The sequence below is a fragment of the Enterobacter sp. NFIX59 genome (assembly GCF_900113755.1).
In the GTDB taxonomy this organism is placed as follows: Bacteria; Pseudomonadota; Gammaproteobacteria; order Enterobacterales; family Enterobacteriaceae; genus Enterobacter; species Enterobacter pseudoroggenkampii.
In genome coordinates this window covers 520415-537238 of sequence record NZ_FOQN01000001.1, presented here as the reverse complement: position 1 = coordinate 537238, position 16824 = coordinate 520415, and the positions used below count along the sequence as shown (strand labels likewise).

The window sequence follows — 16824 nt, the reverse complement described above, 5'->3', positions numbered from 1 at the left end:
ATTATGAAAATTGTCGCGGCTGACGTGTTTGTTACCTGCCCGGGGCGGAACTTTGTCACCCTTAAAATCACCACCGATGAGGGGATTGTCGGCCTCGGTGACGCTACGCTGAACGGGCGCGAGCTCTCCGTTGCCTCGTACCTGAAGGATCACCTTTGCCCCCAGCTGATTGGCCGCGATGCGCACCGCATCGAAGACATCTGGCAATTTTTCTATAAGGGCGCCTACTGGCGTCGCGGCCCGGTCACCATGTCGGCCATCTCCGCCGTGGACATGGCGCTGTGGGACATCAAAGCCAAGGCGGCCAACATGCCGCTCTACCAGCTGCTGGGCGGCGCCTCCCGTGAAGGGGTGATGGTCTACTGCCACACCACCGGGCACACCATTGACGACGTGCTGGAAGACTACGCCCGTCATAAAGAGATGGGCTTTAAGGCGATCCGCGTGCAGTGCGGCGTGCCGGGCATGAAAACCACCTACGGCATGGCCAAAGGGAAGGGGCTGGCCTACGAGCCTGCGACCAAAGGTGACTGGCCGGAAGAGCAGCTGTGGTCCACCGAAAAATACCTCGATTTCACGCCGAAGCTGTTCGACGCGGTGCGCAGTAAATTCGGCTTTAATGAACATCTCCTGCACGACATGCACCACCGCCTGACGCCAATCGAAGCGGCGCGCTTCGGCAAGAGCATCGAAGCATTCCGCATGTTCTGGATGGAAGACCCAACGCCTGCGGAAAACCAGGCCTGCTTCCGCCTGATCCGCCAGCATACCGTTACGCCCATTGCGGTGGGGGAAGTGTTTAACAGCATCTGGGACTGCAAGCAGCTCATCGAAGAGCAGCTTATCGACTATATTCGCACCACCATTACCCACGCGGGCGGCATTACCGGGATGCGTCGCATCGCGGACTTCGCCTCGCTTTATCAGGTGCGTACCGGCTCGCACGGCCCGTCGGATCTCTCGCCCGTTTGCCACGCCGCCGCGCTGCATTTCGACCTGTGGGTGCCAAACTTTGGCGTCCAGGAGTATATGGGCTATTCCGAACAGATGCTGGAGGTCTTCCCGCACAGCTGGCGCTTTGATAATGGCTATATGCACCCGGGCGACAAGCCGGGGCTGGGCATCGAGTTTGATGAAAAACTGGCGGCGAAATACCCCTACGATCCGGCCTATCTGCCGGTGGCCCGTCTTGAAGACGGCACGCTGTGGAACTGGTAAACGAGGAGCGAACGATGAAAAGCGTAGTGATTCAACAGCCGAACGAACTGGTGATTGAAGAGCGGCCACGCCCGGAGCCAGGCGCAGGTGACGTCCGCGTCAAAATCACGCTGGCGGGGATCTGCGGTTCGGACAGCCACATCTATCGCGGCCATAATCCGTTTGCGAAGTATCCACGCACGATCGGCCACGAGTTTTTTGGCGTGATTGACGCCGTGGGCGAGGGCGTAGACAGTGCCCGCCTGGGCCAGCGCGTCTCGGTTGACCCGGTGATCAGCTGCGGGCATTGCTATCCGTGCTCCGTCGGAAAACCGAACGTCTGCACCTCGCTGGTGGTGCTGGGGGTTCACCGCGACGGCGGCTTCAGCGAATATGCTGCAGTGCCCGCTAAAAATGCCTGGCCTATCCCGGATGACATTCCCGACCGACACGCCGTCATGGTTGAACCCTTCACCATTGCCGCCAACGTAACGGGGCAGGCGAAACCGATGGAACAGGACGTCGCGCTTATTTACGGCGCTGGCCCGATGGGGCTGGTCACCGTGCAGGCGCTGAAAGGCGTCTATAAGGTGAAGCAGGTTATCGTGGTAGACCGCATAGACGAGCGCCTTGAGATGGCCCGGCGCAGCGGCGCGGATTGGGTCTTTAATAATGGCGAGCAGTCGCTGCAGGACGCGCTGGAGGAAAAAGGCATCAAACCGACGTTAATCATTGATGCCGCCTGCCATCCATCTATTTTGCAGGAAGCGATAACCCTGGCCTCTCCGGCGGCGCGCATCGTGCTGATGGGCTTCTCCAGCGAGCCGAGCCAGATTGTTCAGCAGGGCATTACCGGCAAAGAGCTGGCGATCTTCTCCTCGCGCCTCAATGCCAACAAATTCCCGGTCGTCATCGACTGGCTGAAGAGGGGGCTGATCGACCCGGAAAAACTGATCACCCATACTTTTGACTATCACCACGTAACAGACGCCATCGAACTGTTTGAGAAAGATCAGCGGCAGTGCTGCAAAGTCTTACTCACGTTCGGCCAATAATCATTTACGCGATTAAGGGCCTGCGCAGACAGGCTCTATGTGGTTCGCATCTTACCTTTCAGAGATAGCCATCATGACACAAGCACAACCGCAACGATCCACTGCCGATCTGGTGAAAGCCGCCGTTTCCGGCTGGCTCGGCACCGCTCTGGAGTTTATGGACTTTCAGCTTTACTCGCTGGGGGCTGCCCTGGTCTTCCATGAGATCTTCTTCCCCGAACAGTCTGCCGCGATGGCGCTGATCCTGGCGATGGGGACCTATGGCGCAGGTTATATCGCACGCATTGTCGGCGCCTTTATCTTTGGCAGAATGGGCGACAGCATTGGCCGTAAGAAGGTGCTGTTCATCACCATCACCATGATGGGGATCTGCACCACGCTGATTGGCGTCCTGCCGACCTATGCGCAGATCGGGATTTTTGCCCCGGTTCTGCTGGTGACGCTGCGCATTATTCAGGGGCTCGGGGCCGGGGCTGAAATCTCCGGGGCCGGGACTATGCTTGCGGAGTACGCGCCGAAAGGGAAACGCGGCATCATCTCCTCGCTGGTGGCGATGGGCACTAATTGCGGGACGCTGAGCGCAACGGCGATCTGGGCCATCATGTTCTTTGCCCTTGACCGTGAAGAGCTGCTCGCCTGGGGCTGGCGCGTGCCGTTCCTCGCCAGCGTCGTGGTGATGATCTTTGCCATCTGGTTGCGTATGAACCTCAAGGAGAGCCCGGTCTTTGAGAAAGTGAACGATGCACAAACCGTGCAGCCGGACACATCGCTCGGTTCAATGGTGAAAAGTAAATCCTTCTGGCTGGCGACCGGCCTGCGTTTCGGCCAGGCGGGCAACTCGGGTCTGATCCAGACGTTCCTCGCGGGCTATCTGGTCCAGACGCTGCTGTTCGATAAGGCCATCCCTACCGATGCGCTGATGATCAGCTCCATTCTCGGGTTTATCTCTATCCCGCTGCTGGGCTGGCTTTCCGATAAAGTGGGGCGCCGTCTGCCGTACATTATCCTCAATATCTCCGCCATTCTGCTCGCTTACCCGATGCTGTCGATCATCGTCGATAAGAGCTATGCGCCGGGGACGATCATGCTCTCTATCATCGTTATCCATAACTTCGCCGTTCTGGGGCTGTTCGCGCTGGAAAATATCACCATGGCGGAGATGTTTGGCTCGCGAAATCGCTTTACCCGTATGGCTATCTCGAAAGAGGCGGGCGGTCTGGTAGCTGTGGGCTTTGGTCCGGTACTGGCGGGGATCTTCTGCAATATGACCGGCTACTGGTGGCCGATTGTTGCCATGCTGGTGGCCTATTCCGTGATTGGGCTGCTCTCGGCGATCCTGATGCCGGAAGTGCGCGACCGTGATTTGAGCGCGGCGCAAGACGCAGCGGAGTCCTCACCAGAAGAGCGTGTGGGTTACGGCGCGATCTCCTCGCGGCGCTAATGGTTTATATCTTGAGTGACTTATCACACAACTTTATATTTATGTCACACCACATGAGCAAAAGTTAATATAAATCAAAATCTCAAACGTCAGTATCAGTATGGTTGATGGCAGTTATTTTTTTACCCCAACTGCCATTCTAGTTGGTGTAGTCAGCAGGCGCTGCCGCTTCAGAAGGAGCGGCAGCGAACCACAGCTTTCTAATTAACGAGTCTTAATCATGGAAAATACCTTATTACAGGCCAACGCGACGCTGCCTCAGTACGATCGCGACAGCCTTAAAGCACGCATCGTTCATTTAGGCTTTGGCGCATTTCACCGGGCGCATCAGGCTGTGTATGCCGATATCCTCGCCGCTGATCACGGCAGCGACTGGGGTTACTGTGAGGTTAACCTGATTGGCGGCGAGCAGCAGATTGCCGATCTGAACGCGCAGGATAATCTCTATACCGTGGCGGAGATGTCTGCCGATGCGTGGACCTCCCGCGTGGTGGGCGTGGTCAAAAAGGCCCTCCATGCGCAGGTAGACGGGCTGGAGACGGTGCTGGCAGCGCTGTGTGAACCGCAGGTGGCGATTGTCTCGCTGACCATCACCGAGAAAGGCTACTGCCACTCACCGGCGACCGGGCAACTGATGCCCGATCACCCGTTTATCGTCGCCGACCTGCAAAACCCACACCAGCCGAAATCTGCGCCGGGTGTAATCGTGGAAGCGCTGGCGCGTCGCAAAGCGGCGGGTCTGCCGGCGTTTAGCGTGATGTCCTGTGACAACATGCCGGAGAACGGTCATGTGATGAGCAATGTCACCTGCGCGTACGCCCGGGCGGTAGACGGTGAGCTGGCGGACTGGATCGAGGCTAACGTCACCTTCCCGTCAACCATGGTGGATCGCATCGTGCCCGCGGTCACCCCCGAAACGCTGGATAAAATCGAACGGCTGACCGGCGTGCGCGATCCGGCGGCAGTAGCCTGTGAACCGTTCCGTCAGTGGGTGATCGAAGATAACTTTGTTGCGGGCCGTCCGGAATGGGAAAAAGCTGGCGCCGAGTTGGTGTCGGACGTGATCCCGTTTGAAGAGATGAAGCTGCGCATGCTCAACGGCAGCCACTCGTTCCTGGCGTATCTGGGCTATCTGGCCGGTTACCAGCATATCAACGACTGTATGGAAGATGAGAACTACCGCCTCGCCGCGCACGCGCTGATGCTTGACGAGCAGGCGCCTACGCTGAAGGTCAAAGGCGTTGATTTAGGTCGTTATGCCGATCTCCTGATTGCCCGCTACAGCAACCCGGCTCTGCGCCATCGGACCTGGCAAATTGCGATGGACGGCAGCCAGAAGCTCCCACAGCGTATGCTGGATTCCGTGCGCTGGCATCTGGTGCATCAGAAGCCTTTCCCGTTGCTGGCGCTGGGCGTGGCAGGGTGGATGCGCTATGTCGGCGGCGTGGACGAGCAGGGTAACGATATTGACGTGAGCGATCCGCAGCTGGCGGTGATTCAGGCGGCGGTGAAGGGCAGTGCGGAAGGGGAAAGCCGGGTCAAGGCGCTGCTCGGTATCGAGGCCATCTTCGGCAAAGAGTTACCGCGGGAAGCAGGCTTTGTTGATGCGGTGATGAAGGCATACCAGACGCTGCTGCAAAAGGGTGCGAAAGCGACCGTGGCCCAGTACGTCTCTCAACGGTAATTCAGCACATGCCGCCGTTCGCGGCGGCATGTCTGCGCACAGCTTAGTGCATCCCCAGGCGAATCAGCTCAATCGGCTCGAACTTACCTTCGCATCCTTCCACTTCAACCGTTTTGCTGCGGCGCACCTGCGCGGCATCCAGCCCGTCGCTGTGGATCGCTTTAATCACGCCAGTTTTGCCTGTGCCGCTAATCATGACGCGGCTGCCGGTGGTGATTGCATTGCGGTTACGGTCGTATGTCATCATGGTATTTTCTCCTCTCTAACCTGTTCGTTACGGCGCTATTTCAGGGTTGCCGTTCACGGAGCATATAAATACGCCTGTCTGCATCACATGTTTTTGTTTTTGATCAAACTCACACTTTTTTCTTTATTGTGTTGGGCACTGACGGTTCACGACAGCAATTTACAAAGCAGACCGTTATTTTCATTAATTGATAGTTTCGACAGGGAAGCGTTGAGGGTTGGTTTATATTCCCGGTGCCATTCTGGGTACAGGAAATAACCCTTTCATCGGAATAAGGAGTCAGGCTTATGTATAAGAAGATTTTGATGCCTGTTGATGTGTTTGAAATGGATTTGAGCGACAAAGCGGTTCGCCACGCGGCAAACCTTGCAAAGGCAGAGGGCGCCTCGATTACCCTGGTCAATATTCTGCCGGCCAGCAGTCGGTCCCTGCTGCGCGGATTTAACGCCGATATTAAAAAGTTCGAAGAATATATGACTGAAGAATCCGGGAAGAAAATGAACGCGTTAAAAAGACTGTTCGATATCTCGCCGGAGAAAATTGACACCCTCGTTCGCTTTGGCAACGTCCGCGATGAAATTATCAGGCTAAGCAAGGAAGGGGAATATGACGTGATTGTCATCGGGTCGAAAAATCCGGGCATCACCACCCATCTGCTGGGATCAAATGCGGAATCTATCCTGCGCTACGCCACAATTCCGGTGTTAGTCGTTCGCTAAACCCATCGCCGCACCCGAAAGGGGCGGCGAATATCACTCTTCGCTAAACCACTCGCTATTTTCCTGACGAATCAGCTGCACGGATTCGCTGATTTCCTGCAGATGCAGCGTCATCGCTTTTTCCACAGCGTCCGCATCGCGTTTTTCCAGCGCGCTGAAAATGTCGTGATGCTGTCGGAGTAGCATTTCCGGGGGGGAGACGTGATCGAGGCTCATGTAGCGCACGCGGTCGATGGTGGCCTTGATGTTCTCGATGGTGTCCCATGCAAGCTGGCAATCGGCAATCTGCGCCAGTTTCTGGTGAAATTCATCATCAAGCTGGAAGAAGTCATTCAGCTGCTTACGGTCAATCGCAATCCGCTGCTGATGCAGGTTCTGCTCCAGCAGGTAACACTGGTTGTCGTTGATGAGCGTTGCGGCACGGCGCGCCACCGCGCACTCAATGGCCTGGCGAACGAAACAGCCGTTGCGCACCTGAGAGAGTGAAATTTTGTTCACGTAGCTGCCGCGCTGCGGGCGGATCTGAATTAGACCGTTTTCCGCAAGCTTAATAAACGCTTCACGCACCGGCTGCCGGGAAACGTCAAACCGCACGGAGACCTCTTTTTCTGAAAGCGGCGTTCCCGGTGGGATCAGACAATGGACAATATCACGTCGCAAAATGCGATAGATTTGCTGGTTTACGGGCTGGGTGGGATTGAGTTGCGATTCAGCGGCCATGAGTTGTCATTTCTCAGAGAGTTAGCCCGAACATACTACCATTCTTTTATAATCCGAAACAGACCCGGCCCGCAGGCCGGGAAGGGTCGATTTAGCCACGATGGACGCTAAGTCCGGCAAAACTCTGGCTGACTGGCATCATTTCTACGGTATTGATGTTGACGTGTTTTGGCAGCGTCGCCACCCACCAGACCGTTTCGGTGACATCTTCCGGCGTCAGGGCGTTCGCGTTTTCATAGGTTTTGTCCGCTTTCGCGTCATCGCCTTTGAAACGCACGTTGGAAAACTCGGTGCCACCCACCAGGCCCGGCTCGATGTCGGTGACGCGAATGGCGGTGCCGTGCAGATCGGTACGCAGGTTAAGGCTGAACTGGCGCACAAACGCTTTCGTCGCGCCATAGACGTTGCCGCCCGCGTAAGGCCAGCTCCCGGCGGTGGAACCGATATTGATAATGTGACCACGATTACGCTCGACCATGCCCGGCAGCACCGCGCGGGTCATATAGACCAGCCCTTTGTTGTTGGTGTCGATCATGTTTTCCCAGTCTTCCACGCTGGCTTTGTGGGCAGGCTCCATGCCCAGCGCCAGACCGGCATTGTTGACCAGCACGTCGATGGCGCGCCATTCTGCTGGCAGATTAGCGATCATCTCTTCGATCGCTGCGCGGTTACGCACGTCCAGCTGCGCGGTCAGGATGCTGTCGCCTAGTTCGTCTTTGAGCTCCTGTAAACGCTCCTGACGGCGGCCGGTCGCGATAACCTTGTGCCCGTTGGCGACGAAGCGACGCGTGATGCTTTCACCAAAACCTGCCGTTGCCCCGGTAACTAAAATAATCATCTCACTGTTCCTCAACGCTTTTTGTGTTGTACTAACATAGCACGGCCGCAGAGGGTGCGTTAAGGCAACATTTGTATGACAGCGTTGCAGGGGATGGCGGCCTGGCCTACTCTGGGAGGATACCCGTACTCAGGAGCGAAAGATGACGGCCACGAATCCCTTTTTTAACATCAGCCTGCTGCCTTACCAGGCCCCCCATTTTGATGAGATCAACGACAGCCACTATCGTCCGGCCTTCGATGAAGCCCTTCGCCAGAAGCGGGCGGATATTGACGCGATTGTCGCTCAGGCCGCTGCGCCTGACTTCGCTAACACCGTGCTGGCGCTGGAGAAAAGCGGCGCTTTGCTCTCGCGCGTCAGCAGCGTGTTCTTCGCCATGACTTCCGCGCACACCAATCCGTATTTACAGGAGCTCGAGGAACAGTTCTCCACCGAGCTTGCCGCGCTGGCAAACGATATCTGGCTGAATGACGTACTGTTCGCCCGCGTGGAGAGCGTCTGGCAGGACCGTGCCGCGCTGGACGCCGAATCCCGTCGTCTGGTCGAAGAGACGTATCAGAGGTTTATTCTGGCCGGCGCGCGTCTGAATGAGACAGAAAAGGCCGAGCTAAAGGCGTTGAATACCGAGGCGGCCTCCCTGACCAGCCAGTTTAACCAGCGTCTGCTGGCTGCCGATAAAACGGGTGGGCTGGTGGTGGATTACGCGCACCAGCTTGACGGGCTAAGCGCCGGTGAGATCGCTGACGCGGCGCAGGCTGCCGCGGAGCGAGGGCTAAACGATCGCTGGCTGATCCCGCTTTTGAACACCACCCAGCAGCCCGCGCTTTCCGCGCTGCGCAATCGTCAGACGCGTGAAAACCTCTTCAACGCAGGCTGGACGCGTACCCAGAAAGGGGATGAAAACGATACTCGCGCGCTGATCCTGCGTCTGACGGCGCTACGTGCGCGACAGGCCCGCCTGCTGGGCTTTGAGGATTACTCCAGCTGGAGCATCGCCGACCAGATGGCGAAAACCCCGGCCGCCGCGCTGGAATTTATGCGCGGCATTGTGCCTGCCGCCCGCGCCCGCGCGGAACGCGAGCAGGCCGACATTCAGAAAGTCATCGACGACGAGCAGGGCGGTTTCACCGTGGAGGCCTGGGACTGGGCCTTTTATGCGGAGCGCGTGCGCCAGGCAAAATATGCCCTTGATGAGTCGCAAATCAGGCCCTACTTTGCGCTCAATACCGTGCTGCAGGATGGTGTATTCTGGGCAGCCAGCCAGCTGTTTGGTATTCGCTTTGTGGAGCGCTTCGATATCCCGGTGTATCACCCGGACGTCCGCGTATGGGAAATTTTCGACCACACCGGTGAGGGCATGGCGCTGTTTTACGGTGACTTCTTTGCCCGTGATTCCAAACAGGGTGGGGCATGGATGGGGAATTTCGTCGAGCAATCCTTCGAGTTTGCTGCCCGTCCGGTGATCTACAACGTCTGTAACTACCAAAAACCGGCGAATGGCGGTGTCGCGCTTCTCTCCTGGGACGACGTGATAACCCTGTTCCACGAATTTGGCCATACGCTGCACGGTCTCTTTGCCAGCCAGCGGTTCGCCACGCTTTCCGGCACCAATACGCCGCGTGATTTTGTTGAGTTCCCGTCGCAAATCAACGAGCACTGGGCCAGCCATCCACAGGTGTTTACCCATTATGCGCGCCATTACGAAACCGGTGAGCCGATGCCGGACGCGCTGCGGGAAAGCATGCTCAACGCGACCCATTTCAACAAGGGTTATGACATGACCGAGCTGCTGGCTGCCGCGCTGCTGGACATGAACTGGCACGGCATCGGCGAGGCCGTTTCGAGCGTGGAGGATTTTGAAGCGGCTGCGTTGAAAAAAGAGGGGCTGGATCTGCCCGCCGTGCCGCCGCGCTATCGCAGCAGCTATTTTGCCCATATTTTTGGCGGCGGCTACGCGGCGGGATATTACGCCTATCTCTGGACGCAGATGCTCGCTGATGATGGCTATCAGTGGTTTGTTGAACAGGGCGGCCTGACCCGTGAAAACGGGCAAAAATTCCGCGAGGCGATTTTGTCCCGTGGTAACAGCACGGATTTAGCTGAGCTGTATCGCACCTGGCGCGGCCACGATCCGAAGATTGAGCCGATGCTGGAGAATCGCGGGCTGAGCGAATAGAGTCAGTCTCATCAGAAAAAAAGAACCGGGCTTTACGCCCGGTTTTTTTATACGTTTCATCGTTCCTGTGACCGCTACAGCAAAAAATAGTCTTAATATCCATTCTGTGTAAATACAACCGCTGAGGTGATAAGTTACTTTGACCGGTATATTTAATTAACCGAATTTAGGCTGTAAAAGAGTTAATGATTAATAATTTGATCTGGGTTGTAAAAACCACATAATCTTTAGCTTCAGATTTTTTGCTATAAAATTTTATTATTTTTTGCCGATAAATGAAGGTGGCATAAATATTGATGTAATAGCAGTTAAGAAGGCGAAAGATGACCCTACCTCTGAACAATCCGGCTTTCACGGATACCGAGCCTTCTAAAGGCCTGATAAATAAAACCTTTACCTATATTGTTACGTTGTTGATAAGTATTTTCATCGCCGCTATAATATCTCTGCTAATAATAAAAGATAATGTTAATGAAATCAGCGACAAGCATGATGAATTTTTGTTAAGGAAAGCGCTGGACACCCGTCAGGAAAGCATGCGAAGTCATTTGAAAGATAATGCAGAGTGGGGAGATGCCTACAAATATCTTCATCTGAACACTGACGTTCACTGGGCATGGGATAAGCAAAACCTGGGCAAGTCCCTCTATGACAACTTTGGCTACGAAGGGGTGTTTGTTCTCTCCCCGGAAGGGAGAACGCGGTACAGCGTGGTTGACGGGAAACTGAAGCTTCAGGATCTGGATCGCTGGTTAGATAAATCCACCAAAGACCGTTTACTCCGTGAGGTGAGCCTAAAAAATGGATTGCCAGTTTCTATGCTAACGCTTATCGATTCCGTTCCGGCCATTGTTTCTGCGGAATGGATAACGACGGGGGATGATACGAGCGTGCACCCCTTACCGGGGAAAGCTTCGACAATGGTGTTTATAGACAAGCTAACGGCTAAAAAACTCCTCACGATTGGGCAGGATGCCGGCGTCAAAAATGTTCGTACTTCACCCGATCCAGTCACTTCTCAAATAAACAACCAGACTGAATTTACCTTAAGTGCCCAGAATGGTGATGTGCAAATTATCTGGGACAGCGAAAACCCCGGTCAGGCGTTGATTATTTATTTTTTACCCTTACTCATCCTTTCAGTCATTCTGACGGTATCGATGACGGTTATTCTCATGCGTCATATTATGCAGAAGGCGAGAATGCTTGACGAAAATACCTTTCTCCTCGAGCAGGCACGGTTAAATCTCATCACGAGTGAAAAACGATTCCGGGACGTCAGTGAAACAACCAGCGACTGGTTCTGGGAAACAGATTTATCGTTAAAGATAACGTGGCTTTCAGGCCGTTTTTCTACGGTGACGGGATATGAAAATAGCGAATGGATAGGCCGCAGGTTGGATGAACTCTTTCCCTCGACAGCTGGATTATTACATGGCTGTGTCAGCCGCCGCGAGTTAACTGAACGCTTTGAATTTATGAACTGCCCTTACACTCACGCGCAACAATCCACGTCCTATTGCACGCTTCTGGCAAAGTTTTCTGCACAGCCTGACGGAACGGTGGTTTTGCGGGGCGCGGCAACCGACGTCTCTCAGGAAGTTGAAGCAACAAAACGTGTGGAGTTCCTGTCACGCCATGATGAATTAACCGGTCTGCCGAACCGGTATCATATTAAGGAGTTTCTTGCAGGCCAGTTCGCTAAAGAAGGCGTCAATCATTATCCCTTTGCCATGATTTGCCTCGATTTAGACAAGTTTAAACCCGTCAATGATATTTTTGGGCATTCCGCGGGCGATGCTCTGCTTGGCGAGGTCGCTTTACGGCTTAAAAACTGCGTTCGTCGAGGTGATTTTGTCGCAAGGCAGGGAGGGGATGAATTTATGCTGCTCCTCGGCAACAGCAGCCAAAAAGAGCACATTGAGGAGGTGTGTCACCGCATCGTGCAAGAACTTAACCGTCCTTTCTCCATTGAGGGCAATGATGTGGCGATAGGCGTAAGCATGGGCATTGCGCTGGCTCCCCAGGATAGCAGCAGCGCAAACGATCTTTTACGCTATGCTGATATTGCGCTTTACCAGGCGAAACAATCCGGCAGAAACAGATGGGTCTATTATCGCCCGGATATGTCGGAAAAATTGACCGAACGGAGAAAACTGGAATTAGAACTGAAGACAGCGATTCGCGAAGAGCAACTCTATCTGGTTTACCAGCCGCGTTATAACCTCCGATACTCGAAAATAGACGCCGTCGAAGCGCTGGTACGTTGGAAGCACCCGCAGCGAGGGACTATGATGCCCGATCAGTTCATCACCCTGGCGGAAGAAACAGGCCTGATTATTAACCTCAGTAACTGGGTCATACGTACAGCGTGTGCGGAGACAAAAGATAAATTGCCGGGGTTATCGGTATCCGTAAATATTTCTGCTATCGAATTTCAGGCAAGCGATCTTGCCGAAAGGATAAAAGAGATACTTCACGAAACAGGGCTTGAGCCTAACCGTCTGGAAATAGAAGTGACTGAAAATGTCACGCTTTCCGATCCAGAAAAAACCTTGCAGACCATGAAGTCTCTCAAAAAGATGGGTGTCCGCATTCTGATCGACGACTTCGGTACCGGCTATGCATCCCTGAGCTATCTCCGGAAGTTTCAGTTTGACGGGCTCAAGCTCGACAAGAGTTTTATTTTTACCCTGGGCGATTCACCGCAGAACCAATCAGTCGTAGAGAAAATTATCGATCTGGGTAAAGCCTATTCGATGGCGGTAACCGCAGAAGGGGTGGAGACTGCCGAACAACTCTCTTTTCTTAAAAAAAATAAATGTGATGAAGTTCAGGGCTACTTGCTTGGAAAACCGGCCGCTATTACGGACTTAAATTTAAACGCAAACAGAGTCAATCTCTAAAGCGTGCTTTCATTCAGGGAAACGTAAATGAAAAACCGGGCATGTCGCCCGGTTTTTTTATCTTACAACCAGCACAGGGCATTTCGCATGCCGCACCACTGCCGCAGCGTTTGAACCCAACAGATAGGTCGATATGTCAGGCTTATGGGAGGCGATGATAATCAGGTCGGCGCCGATCGTGTCAGCGAGCTTAAGGATTTGATCCTTAGGGGATCCCGTCACGGCGTGAGTCTGAATCTTATCTGCAGGGATTTTGAATTGCTTAACCATTTCATCCAGTTTAGCTAAAGCAGCGTGCTGGAACTCTTTCATCTTCGGCATTTCTACGGAGTAGGCCAAACCTAATGATGAGTAATAAGGAAGAGATGGAATAACAGTAAGAAAGTGAACTTTAGCTGTGTTAAGTGCTGTATGTGCCTGAACGAAGGGGATAACCATGTGCGTCAGGCTATCCTCGGAGATATCAATGGGAACCAAAATTGAATTGTACATGTGTCCCTCCTGAGTGTTTTTTGCACAGTTCAGGGTAAACCGTTATTTCCAGCAAAACAGAGAGCAGGCTTTCATAACGGGGACAAATTTCGGTTCTGTGATTTAGGTTCAGTTGAACCTGCCTGTCATTCCGTCGTGACAATGAACATTCTTGCTTCCTGGGCGAGCTGGCGTTCAGCCTTAATCGGCGCATATTTTTCCGAATGATAGAAGGCAATGGCCTGATCCAACGTCGGGAATTCAAAAATGCCTGCATAGGGTAACGGCGCTACTTCCCCTTCCAGTACCTGTGCGACAGCTCCAAAATGGACAATTTTTCCGCCTGCTTCCTCTAATGCTGACGTGAAGCGAGGGGTCAGGCTGGCCTGTCTGGCAGGGTCAATGACCCGTAAGTTGATATGAACAAAGGCAGGCATAATGGTTCCTCAAGTAATATAAATAGTGTATATACAGTATTAACTTTAGCATTGCTTGTCGAGATGAAATGATGAACAACATTGATGTGGCGCTGTTGGAGAGCATTCCGGAGGTCTGTCCGGCGTTTCAGGCGCGCGCTACCGCTCGGGCTATTACGCGCTATTACAACGCCTGCTTCAGACCGTTTGATCTGACCGCTGAGCAGTTCAGTCTGATGGTTGGCATCGGGGGTTCTCCTAATGAAACCGTTGCGGAACTCGCCGCCAGAGCAGGGGTGGATGCGACAACACTGAGTCGTAATATCCGTAGTCTGGAATCCCGGGGCATTATTGACTCGGCTGGAGGCCGTGGACGTGCCGGAAAACGACTCACGCTGACAGCTGAAGGCTGGCGTCTGCTTGAAGAGGTCATGCCGGTATGGCAATCCGCTAAGCAGGAGTTGTCCCAACTAATGGGCAGCGAGCAGCTTAGCCTGACGACGGAGATGATGAAACGTCTGGCTAAAATCAGTGCTGCCTTATGAAGCTCTCCGCGTTATTGTCAGAGGCCGTGCAAAACGGAAAGGTTATACCGGGCGTAATGCCCGGTAATAGACTTAAATTGCGTGACAGCTGACGGACGCGATAATTTTATTCCCGCCAATATTACCCATAATCAGATCGAGTAATTTCCGGTATTCCTCCCGGGTCATCACCTCGGCCCGAATTTCAGTTTTACCTTCTGATTGCGCCGTTGCGCAATAAATGGATTTCAGGCTTAAGGTCAACTCTTTCGCCATGTTTACCACGCTCTGTCGGACTGCATCTTCATGCTCATCATTGCAGGTGATTTTCAGGACATAGCATTTTTCGCCTTCATGGAGCGCGGGCAGTTGATTAATCCGTTGCGCAGCTTCGCGAAGCAATATGTTGGCACAAAGAATAATCACGCTGGCCATACCTGCATTCCAGAATTGCCCTAAGCCGCACAGCACACCAATTCCGGCCGAACACCATAGCGTTGCGGCGGTATTTAGACCACGAATATTCATTCCTTCACGCATAATGACGCCAGCGCCAAGGAAACCTATTCCGGAGACGATCTGCGCTGCAATGCGTCCCGGGCTATCGGGTGACGTCGAGATGGAACTTAAAATAAACACGGCAGCGCCCGTCGCAACCAGTGCATTGGTACGAAGCCCGGCCATACGCTGGCGCCACTGTCTTTCCGCGCCGATAATTGCGCCCAGCAGCATTGCTGCGAGCAGATGAGAGATATAAGGGAACATCAGCCTGTCGCCTGTTAACATGATTAAACGATAAGCGTCAGTGCTTCACACAGCACAGAATGACGCCGTTAAAACGCAAAGCATGTCAGCGGGAGGGTGGCGGAAAGAGTGAATGGTTAAACATGAACATCGTGATGCCCCACAAATTTGGTCGTTCTTAATGTATTGGGATGCAATCACGTAAAGAGGATTGCTGCCCACCGTAAAGGTAAGCAGCGAGAAAATCGCGTCAGCCTACCTTCGTATCGACGATAAAATAACTTTCCAACGAAGGACTCCTGTGAAAATTTATTGCCAGTATAGTCAGGGTCGATAATGAGTAAAGTGAAAAAACAACGTCCGTTATGAATTGTTTAAGTTCGGAAGGCATATTTTTTAAGACGTCATCTGATTTTCAAAAATACCCGGTATACTACATTTTCTTTTTCTACAGGCGATAACAGACAAAGGCAGGATGTATGTCTCTTCGTTCGCTGCGGGCGTTATGCCTGACAAGTTTTTTCATTGCGGATGTTCGCGATGGCCTGGGACCTTTTCTCGGTATTTTTCTGACCGAACGCCACTGGACCCCTGATGATATCGGCATCCTGATGACGGCCGGCGGGCTGGCGGGATTACTGGCCACGCTGCCGGCGGGATTCATCACCGACACCTCCCGCAACAAACGCGCTGTGCTCGCGCTGCTGTGCATTCTGATCACGCTAAGCACGCTTCTGCTCTGGTTTAGCCAGCAGAGCGGCGTGGTCGCCGTGTCGCAAATCGTCACCGGTATCTGTGCGGCATTTGTCGGGCCGTTGATCGCCGGGATTACGCTGGGGCTGACCGGACAGGGTGGGTTCAGCGCGCAGATGGGCAGAAACGAGGCGTTCAATCACGGCGGCAATTTCATGACCGCTCTGATGGCAGGCGGCATTGCCTGGTACTGGGGCGTGGGCGGGATTTTCCTGCTGATGACCTGTACCACGCTGCTAACGCTGTGTGCGCTGCTTGCCATTCGCAACAGCGATATCGATAACGACGCGGCGCGCGGGCTGTCCTCTTCAGCGAGCCTGCCGGTCCCCGGTTTTGCGATGCTGATGAAAAACCGGGCGCTGTTTGTGACCGGGCTGACGCTGCTGCTGTTCCACCTGGCAAACGCCGCGCTATTACCGATGCTGAGCATGAGGGTGGCTGCGGCACCCGCCACGATCAACCCCGGTTTGTACGCGGCGGGTACCGTCATCATCTCGCAGGCCGTGATGATCCCCGTCGCCATCTGGGCTTCGCGCCGGATCGAACATTTTGGCTACTGGCGCTTAATTATGCTGGCGCTGCTGGTCATGCCGGTACGCGCGGCGCTGGCGGCATCCACGGACGCGCCGTTCATGATGATCCCGGTACAAATTCTCGACGGCCTGGCCGCCGGGATCCTCGGTGTCGTCGTACCGTCGTTTGTTGTGGTGCTGCTGCGCGGAAGCGGGCACGTCAATGCCGGGCAGAGTGTGGTGATGCTGATGCAGGGAGTAGGGGCATCCATGAGCCCGGCGTTAACCGGGACGATCGCCGGTCATTACTCGTTTGCGACGGCATTCAGTGTCCTGAGCGCGATTGCGCTGGCCGCCGTTCTGATCTGGTGGCGCGTTGCGCACCGCAGCTGGGAAACAAACGCGCCGGGTGAGGCTTAGC

At 54.2% G+C, this 16824-nt stretch carries 15 protein-coding genes; 9 read left to right on the top strand and 6 right to left on the bottom strand.

All coding sequences use genetic code 11. The annotated features are described in order from the left end of the window. Positions 1-3: 3 nt before the first annotated feature. The 4 genes from manD (at position 4) to BM007_RS02495 (ending at position 5377) form a co-directional block, all read left to right on the top strand. Entirely contained in the window at positions 4-1218 is a 1215-nt protein-coding gene (gene manD, locus BM007_RS02510) for a D-mannonate dehydratase ManD (RefSeq protein WP_023292552.1), read from the top strand. A 14-nt stretch (positions 1219-1232) separates the two neighbouring features. Further along, positions 1233-2252 (top strand): Zn-dependent oxidoreductase, encoded by a 1020-nt coding sequence (locus BM007_RS02505; RefSeq protein WP_090417145.1) that lies wholly within the window; start codon positions 1233-1235, stop codon positions 2250-2252. Between the two features lie 73 nt (positions 2253-2325). Continuing rightward, entirely contained in the window at positions 2326-3693 is a 1368-nt protein-coding gene (locus tag BM007_RS02500; RefSeq protein ID WP_090417143.1) for an MFS transporter, read from the top strand. Positions 3694-3913: 220 nt separating this feature from the next. Beyond that, positions 3914-5377: a mannitol dehydrogenase family protein gene (locus tag BM007_RS02495; protein ID WP_090417141.1), complete on the top strand. Its 1464-nt coding sequence runs from the start codon at positions 3914-3916 to the stop codon at positions 5375-5377. A gap of 43 nt (positions 5378-5420) precedes the next feature. Here the strand turns inward: BM007_RS02495 and ydfZ are convergent, their stop codons facing one another. Then, a complete protein-coding gene (ydfZ, locus tag BM007_RS02490) occupies positions 5421-5624 on the bottom strand; it encodes a putative selenium delivery protein YdfZ (RefSeq protein ID WP_014883679.1) in 204 nt (67 codons plus the stop codon). A 287-nt stretch (positions 5625-5911) separates the two neighbouring features. On the opposite strand from ydfZ, the gene BM007_RS02485 reads away from it, so the two are divergent. Further along, positions 5912-6343 (top strand): universal stress protein, encoded by a 432-nt coding sequence (locus BM007_RS02485; RefSeq protein WP_048989540.1) that lies wholly within the window; start codon positions 5912-5914, stop codon positions 6341-6343. A 33-nt stretch (positions 6344-6376) separates the two neighbouring features. Here BM007_RS02485 and BM007_RS02480 read toward each other — a convergent pair whose 3' ends face one another. Together BM007_RS02480 and ydfG are read right to left on the bottom strand one after the other, a co-directional pair. Further along, positions 6377-7063 (bottom strand): GntR family transcriptional regulator, encoded by a 687-nt coding sequence (locus tag BM007_RS02480; protein ID WP_090417139.1) that lies wholly within the window; start codon positions 7061-7063, stop codon positions 6377-6379. Positions 7064-7154: 91 nt separating this feature from the next. Continuing rightward, on the bottom strand, positions 7155-7901 hold the full coding sequence (gene ydfG, locus BM007_RS02475) for a bifunctional NADP-dependent 3-hydroxy acid dehydrogenase/3-hydroxypropionate dehydrogenase YdfG (RefSeq protein ID WP_023292548.1): 747 nt from the start codon (positions 7899-7901) through the stop codon (positions 7155-7157). A gap of 142 nt (positions 7902-8043) precedes the next feature. Between ydfG and dcp the strand changes: the two genes are divergently transcribed. Together dcp and BM007_RS02465 are read left to right on the top strand one after the other, a co-directional pair. Next, entirely contained in the window at positions 8044-10077 is a 2034-nt protein-coding gene (gene dcp / locus BM007_RS02470; RefSeq protein ID WP_090417137.1) for a peptidyl-dipeptidase Dcp, read from the top strand. A 323-nt stretch (positions 10078-10400) separates the two neighbouring features. Next, a complete protein-coding gene (locus BM007_RS02465; protein WP_090417135.1) occupies positions 10401-12983 on the top strand; it encodes a bifunctional diguanylate cyclase/phosphodiesterase in 2583 nt (860 codons plus the stop codon). Between the two features lie 57 nt (positions 12984-13040). Here the strand turns inward: BM007_RS02465 and uspF are convergent, their stop codons facing one another. Both uspF and BM007_RS02455 read right to left on the bottom strand, forming a co-directional pair. After that, positions 13041-13475 carry a universal stress protein UspF gene (gene uspF / locus BM007_RS02460; RefSeq protein ID WP_024909496.1) on the bottom strand — a complete coding sequence of 145 codons (435 nt, stop codon included), beginning with the start codon at positions 13473-13475 and terminating at the stop codon, positions 13041-13043. A 125-nt stretch (positions 13476-13600) separates the two neighbouring features. Next, positions 13601-13891 carry a DUF1330 domain-containing protein gene (locus BM007_RS02455; RefSeq protein ID WP_090417132.1) on the bottom strand — a complete coding sequence of 97 codons (291 nt, stop codon included), beginning with the start codon at positions 13889-13891 and terminating at the stop codon, positions 13601-13603. Positions 13892-13959: 68 nt separating this feature from the next. Between BM007_RS02455 and BM007_RS02450 the strand changes: the two genes are divergently transcribed. Further along, positions 13960-14415, top strand: coding sequence for a MarR family winged helix-turn-helix transcriptional regulator (locus BM007_RS02450; protein WP_254780639.1), 456 nt, complete (start codon positions 13960-13962; stop codon positions 14413-14415). Between the two features lie 72 nt (positions 14416-14487). On the opposite strand, the gene BM007_RS02445 is transcribed toward BM007_RS02450, so the two are convergent. Beyond that, entirely contained in the window at positions 14488-15159 is a 672-nt protein-coding gene (locus BM007_RS02445) for an MgtC family protein (protein ID WP_024909493.1), read from the bottom strand. A 458-nt stretch (positions 15160-15617) separates the two neighbouring features. On the opposite strand from BM007_RS02445, the gene BM007_RS02440 reads away from it, so the two are divergent. After that, the gene (locus BM007_RS02440; protein ID WP_090417131.1) at positions 15618-16823 is read left to right on the top strand and encodes an MFS transporter; all 1206 of its coding nucleotides are present in this window, start codon (positions 15618-15620) and stop codon (positions 16821-16823) included. The last annotated feature ends 1 nt before the right edge of the window (position 16824 follow it).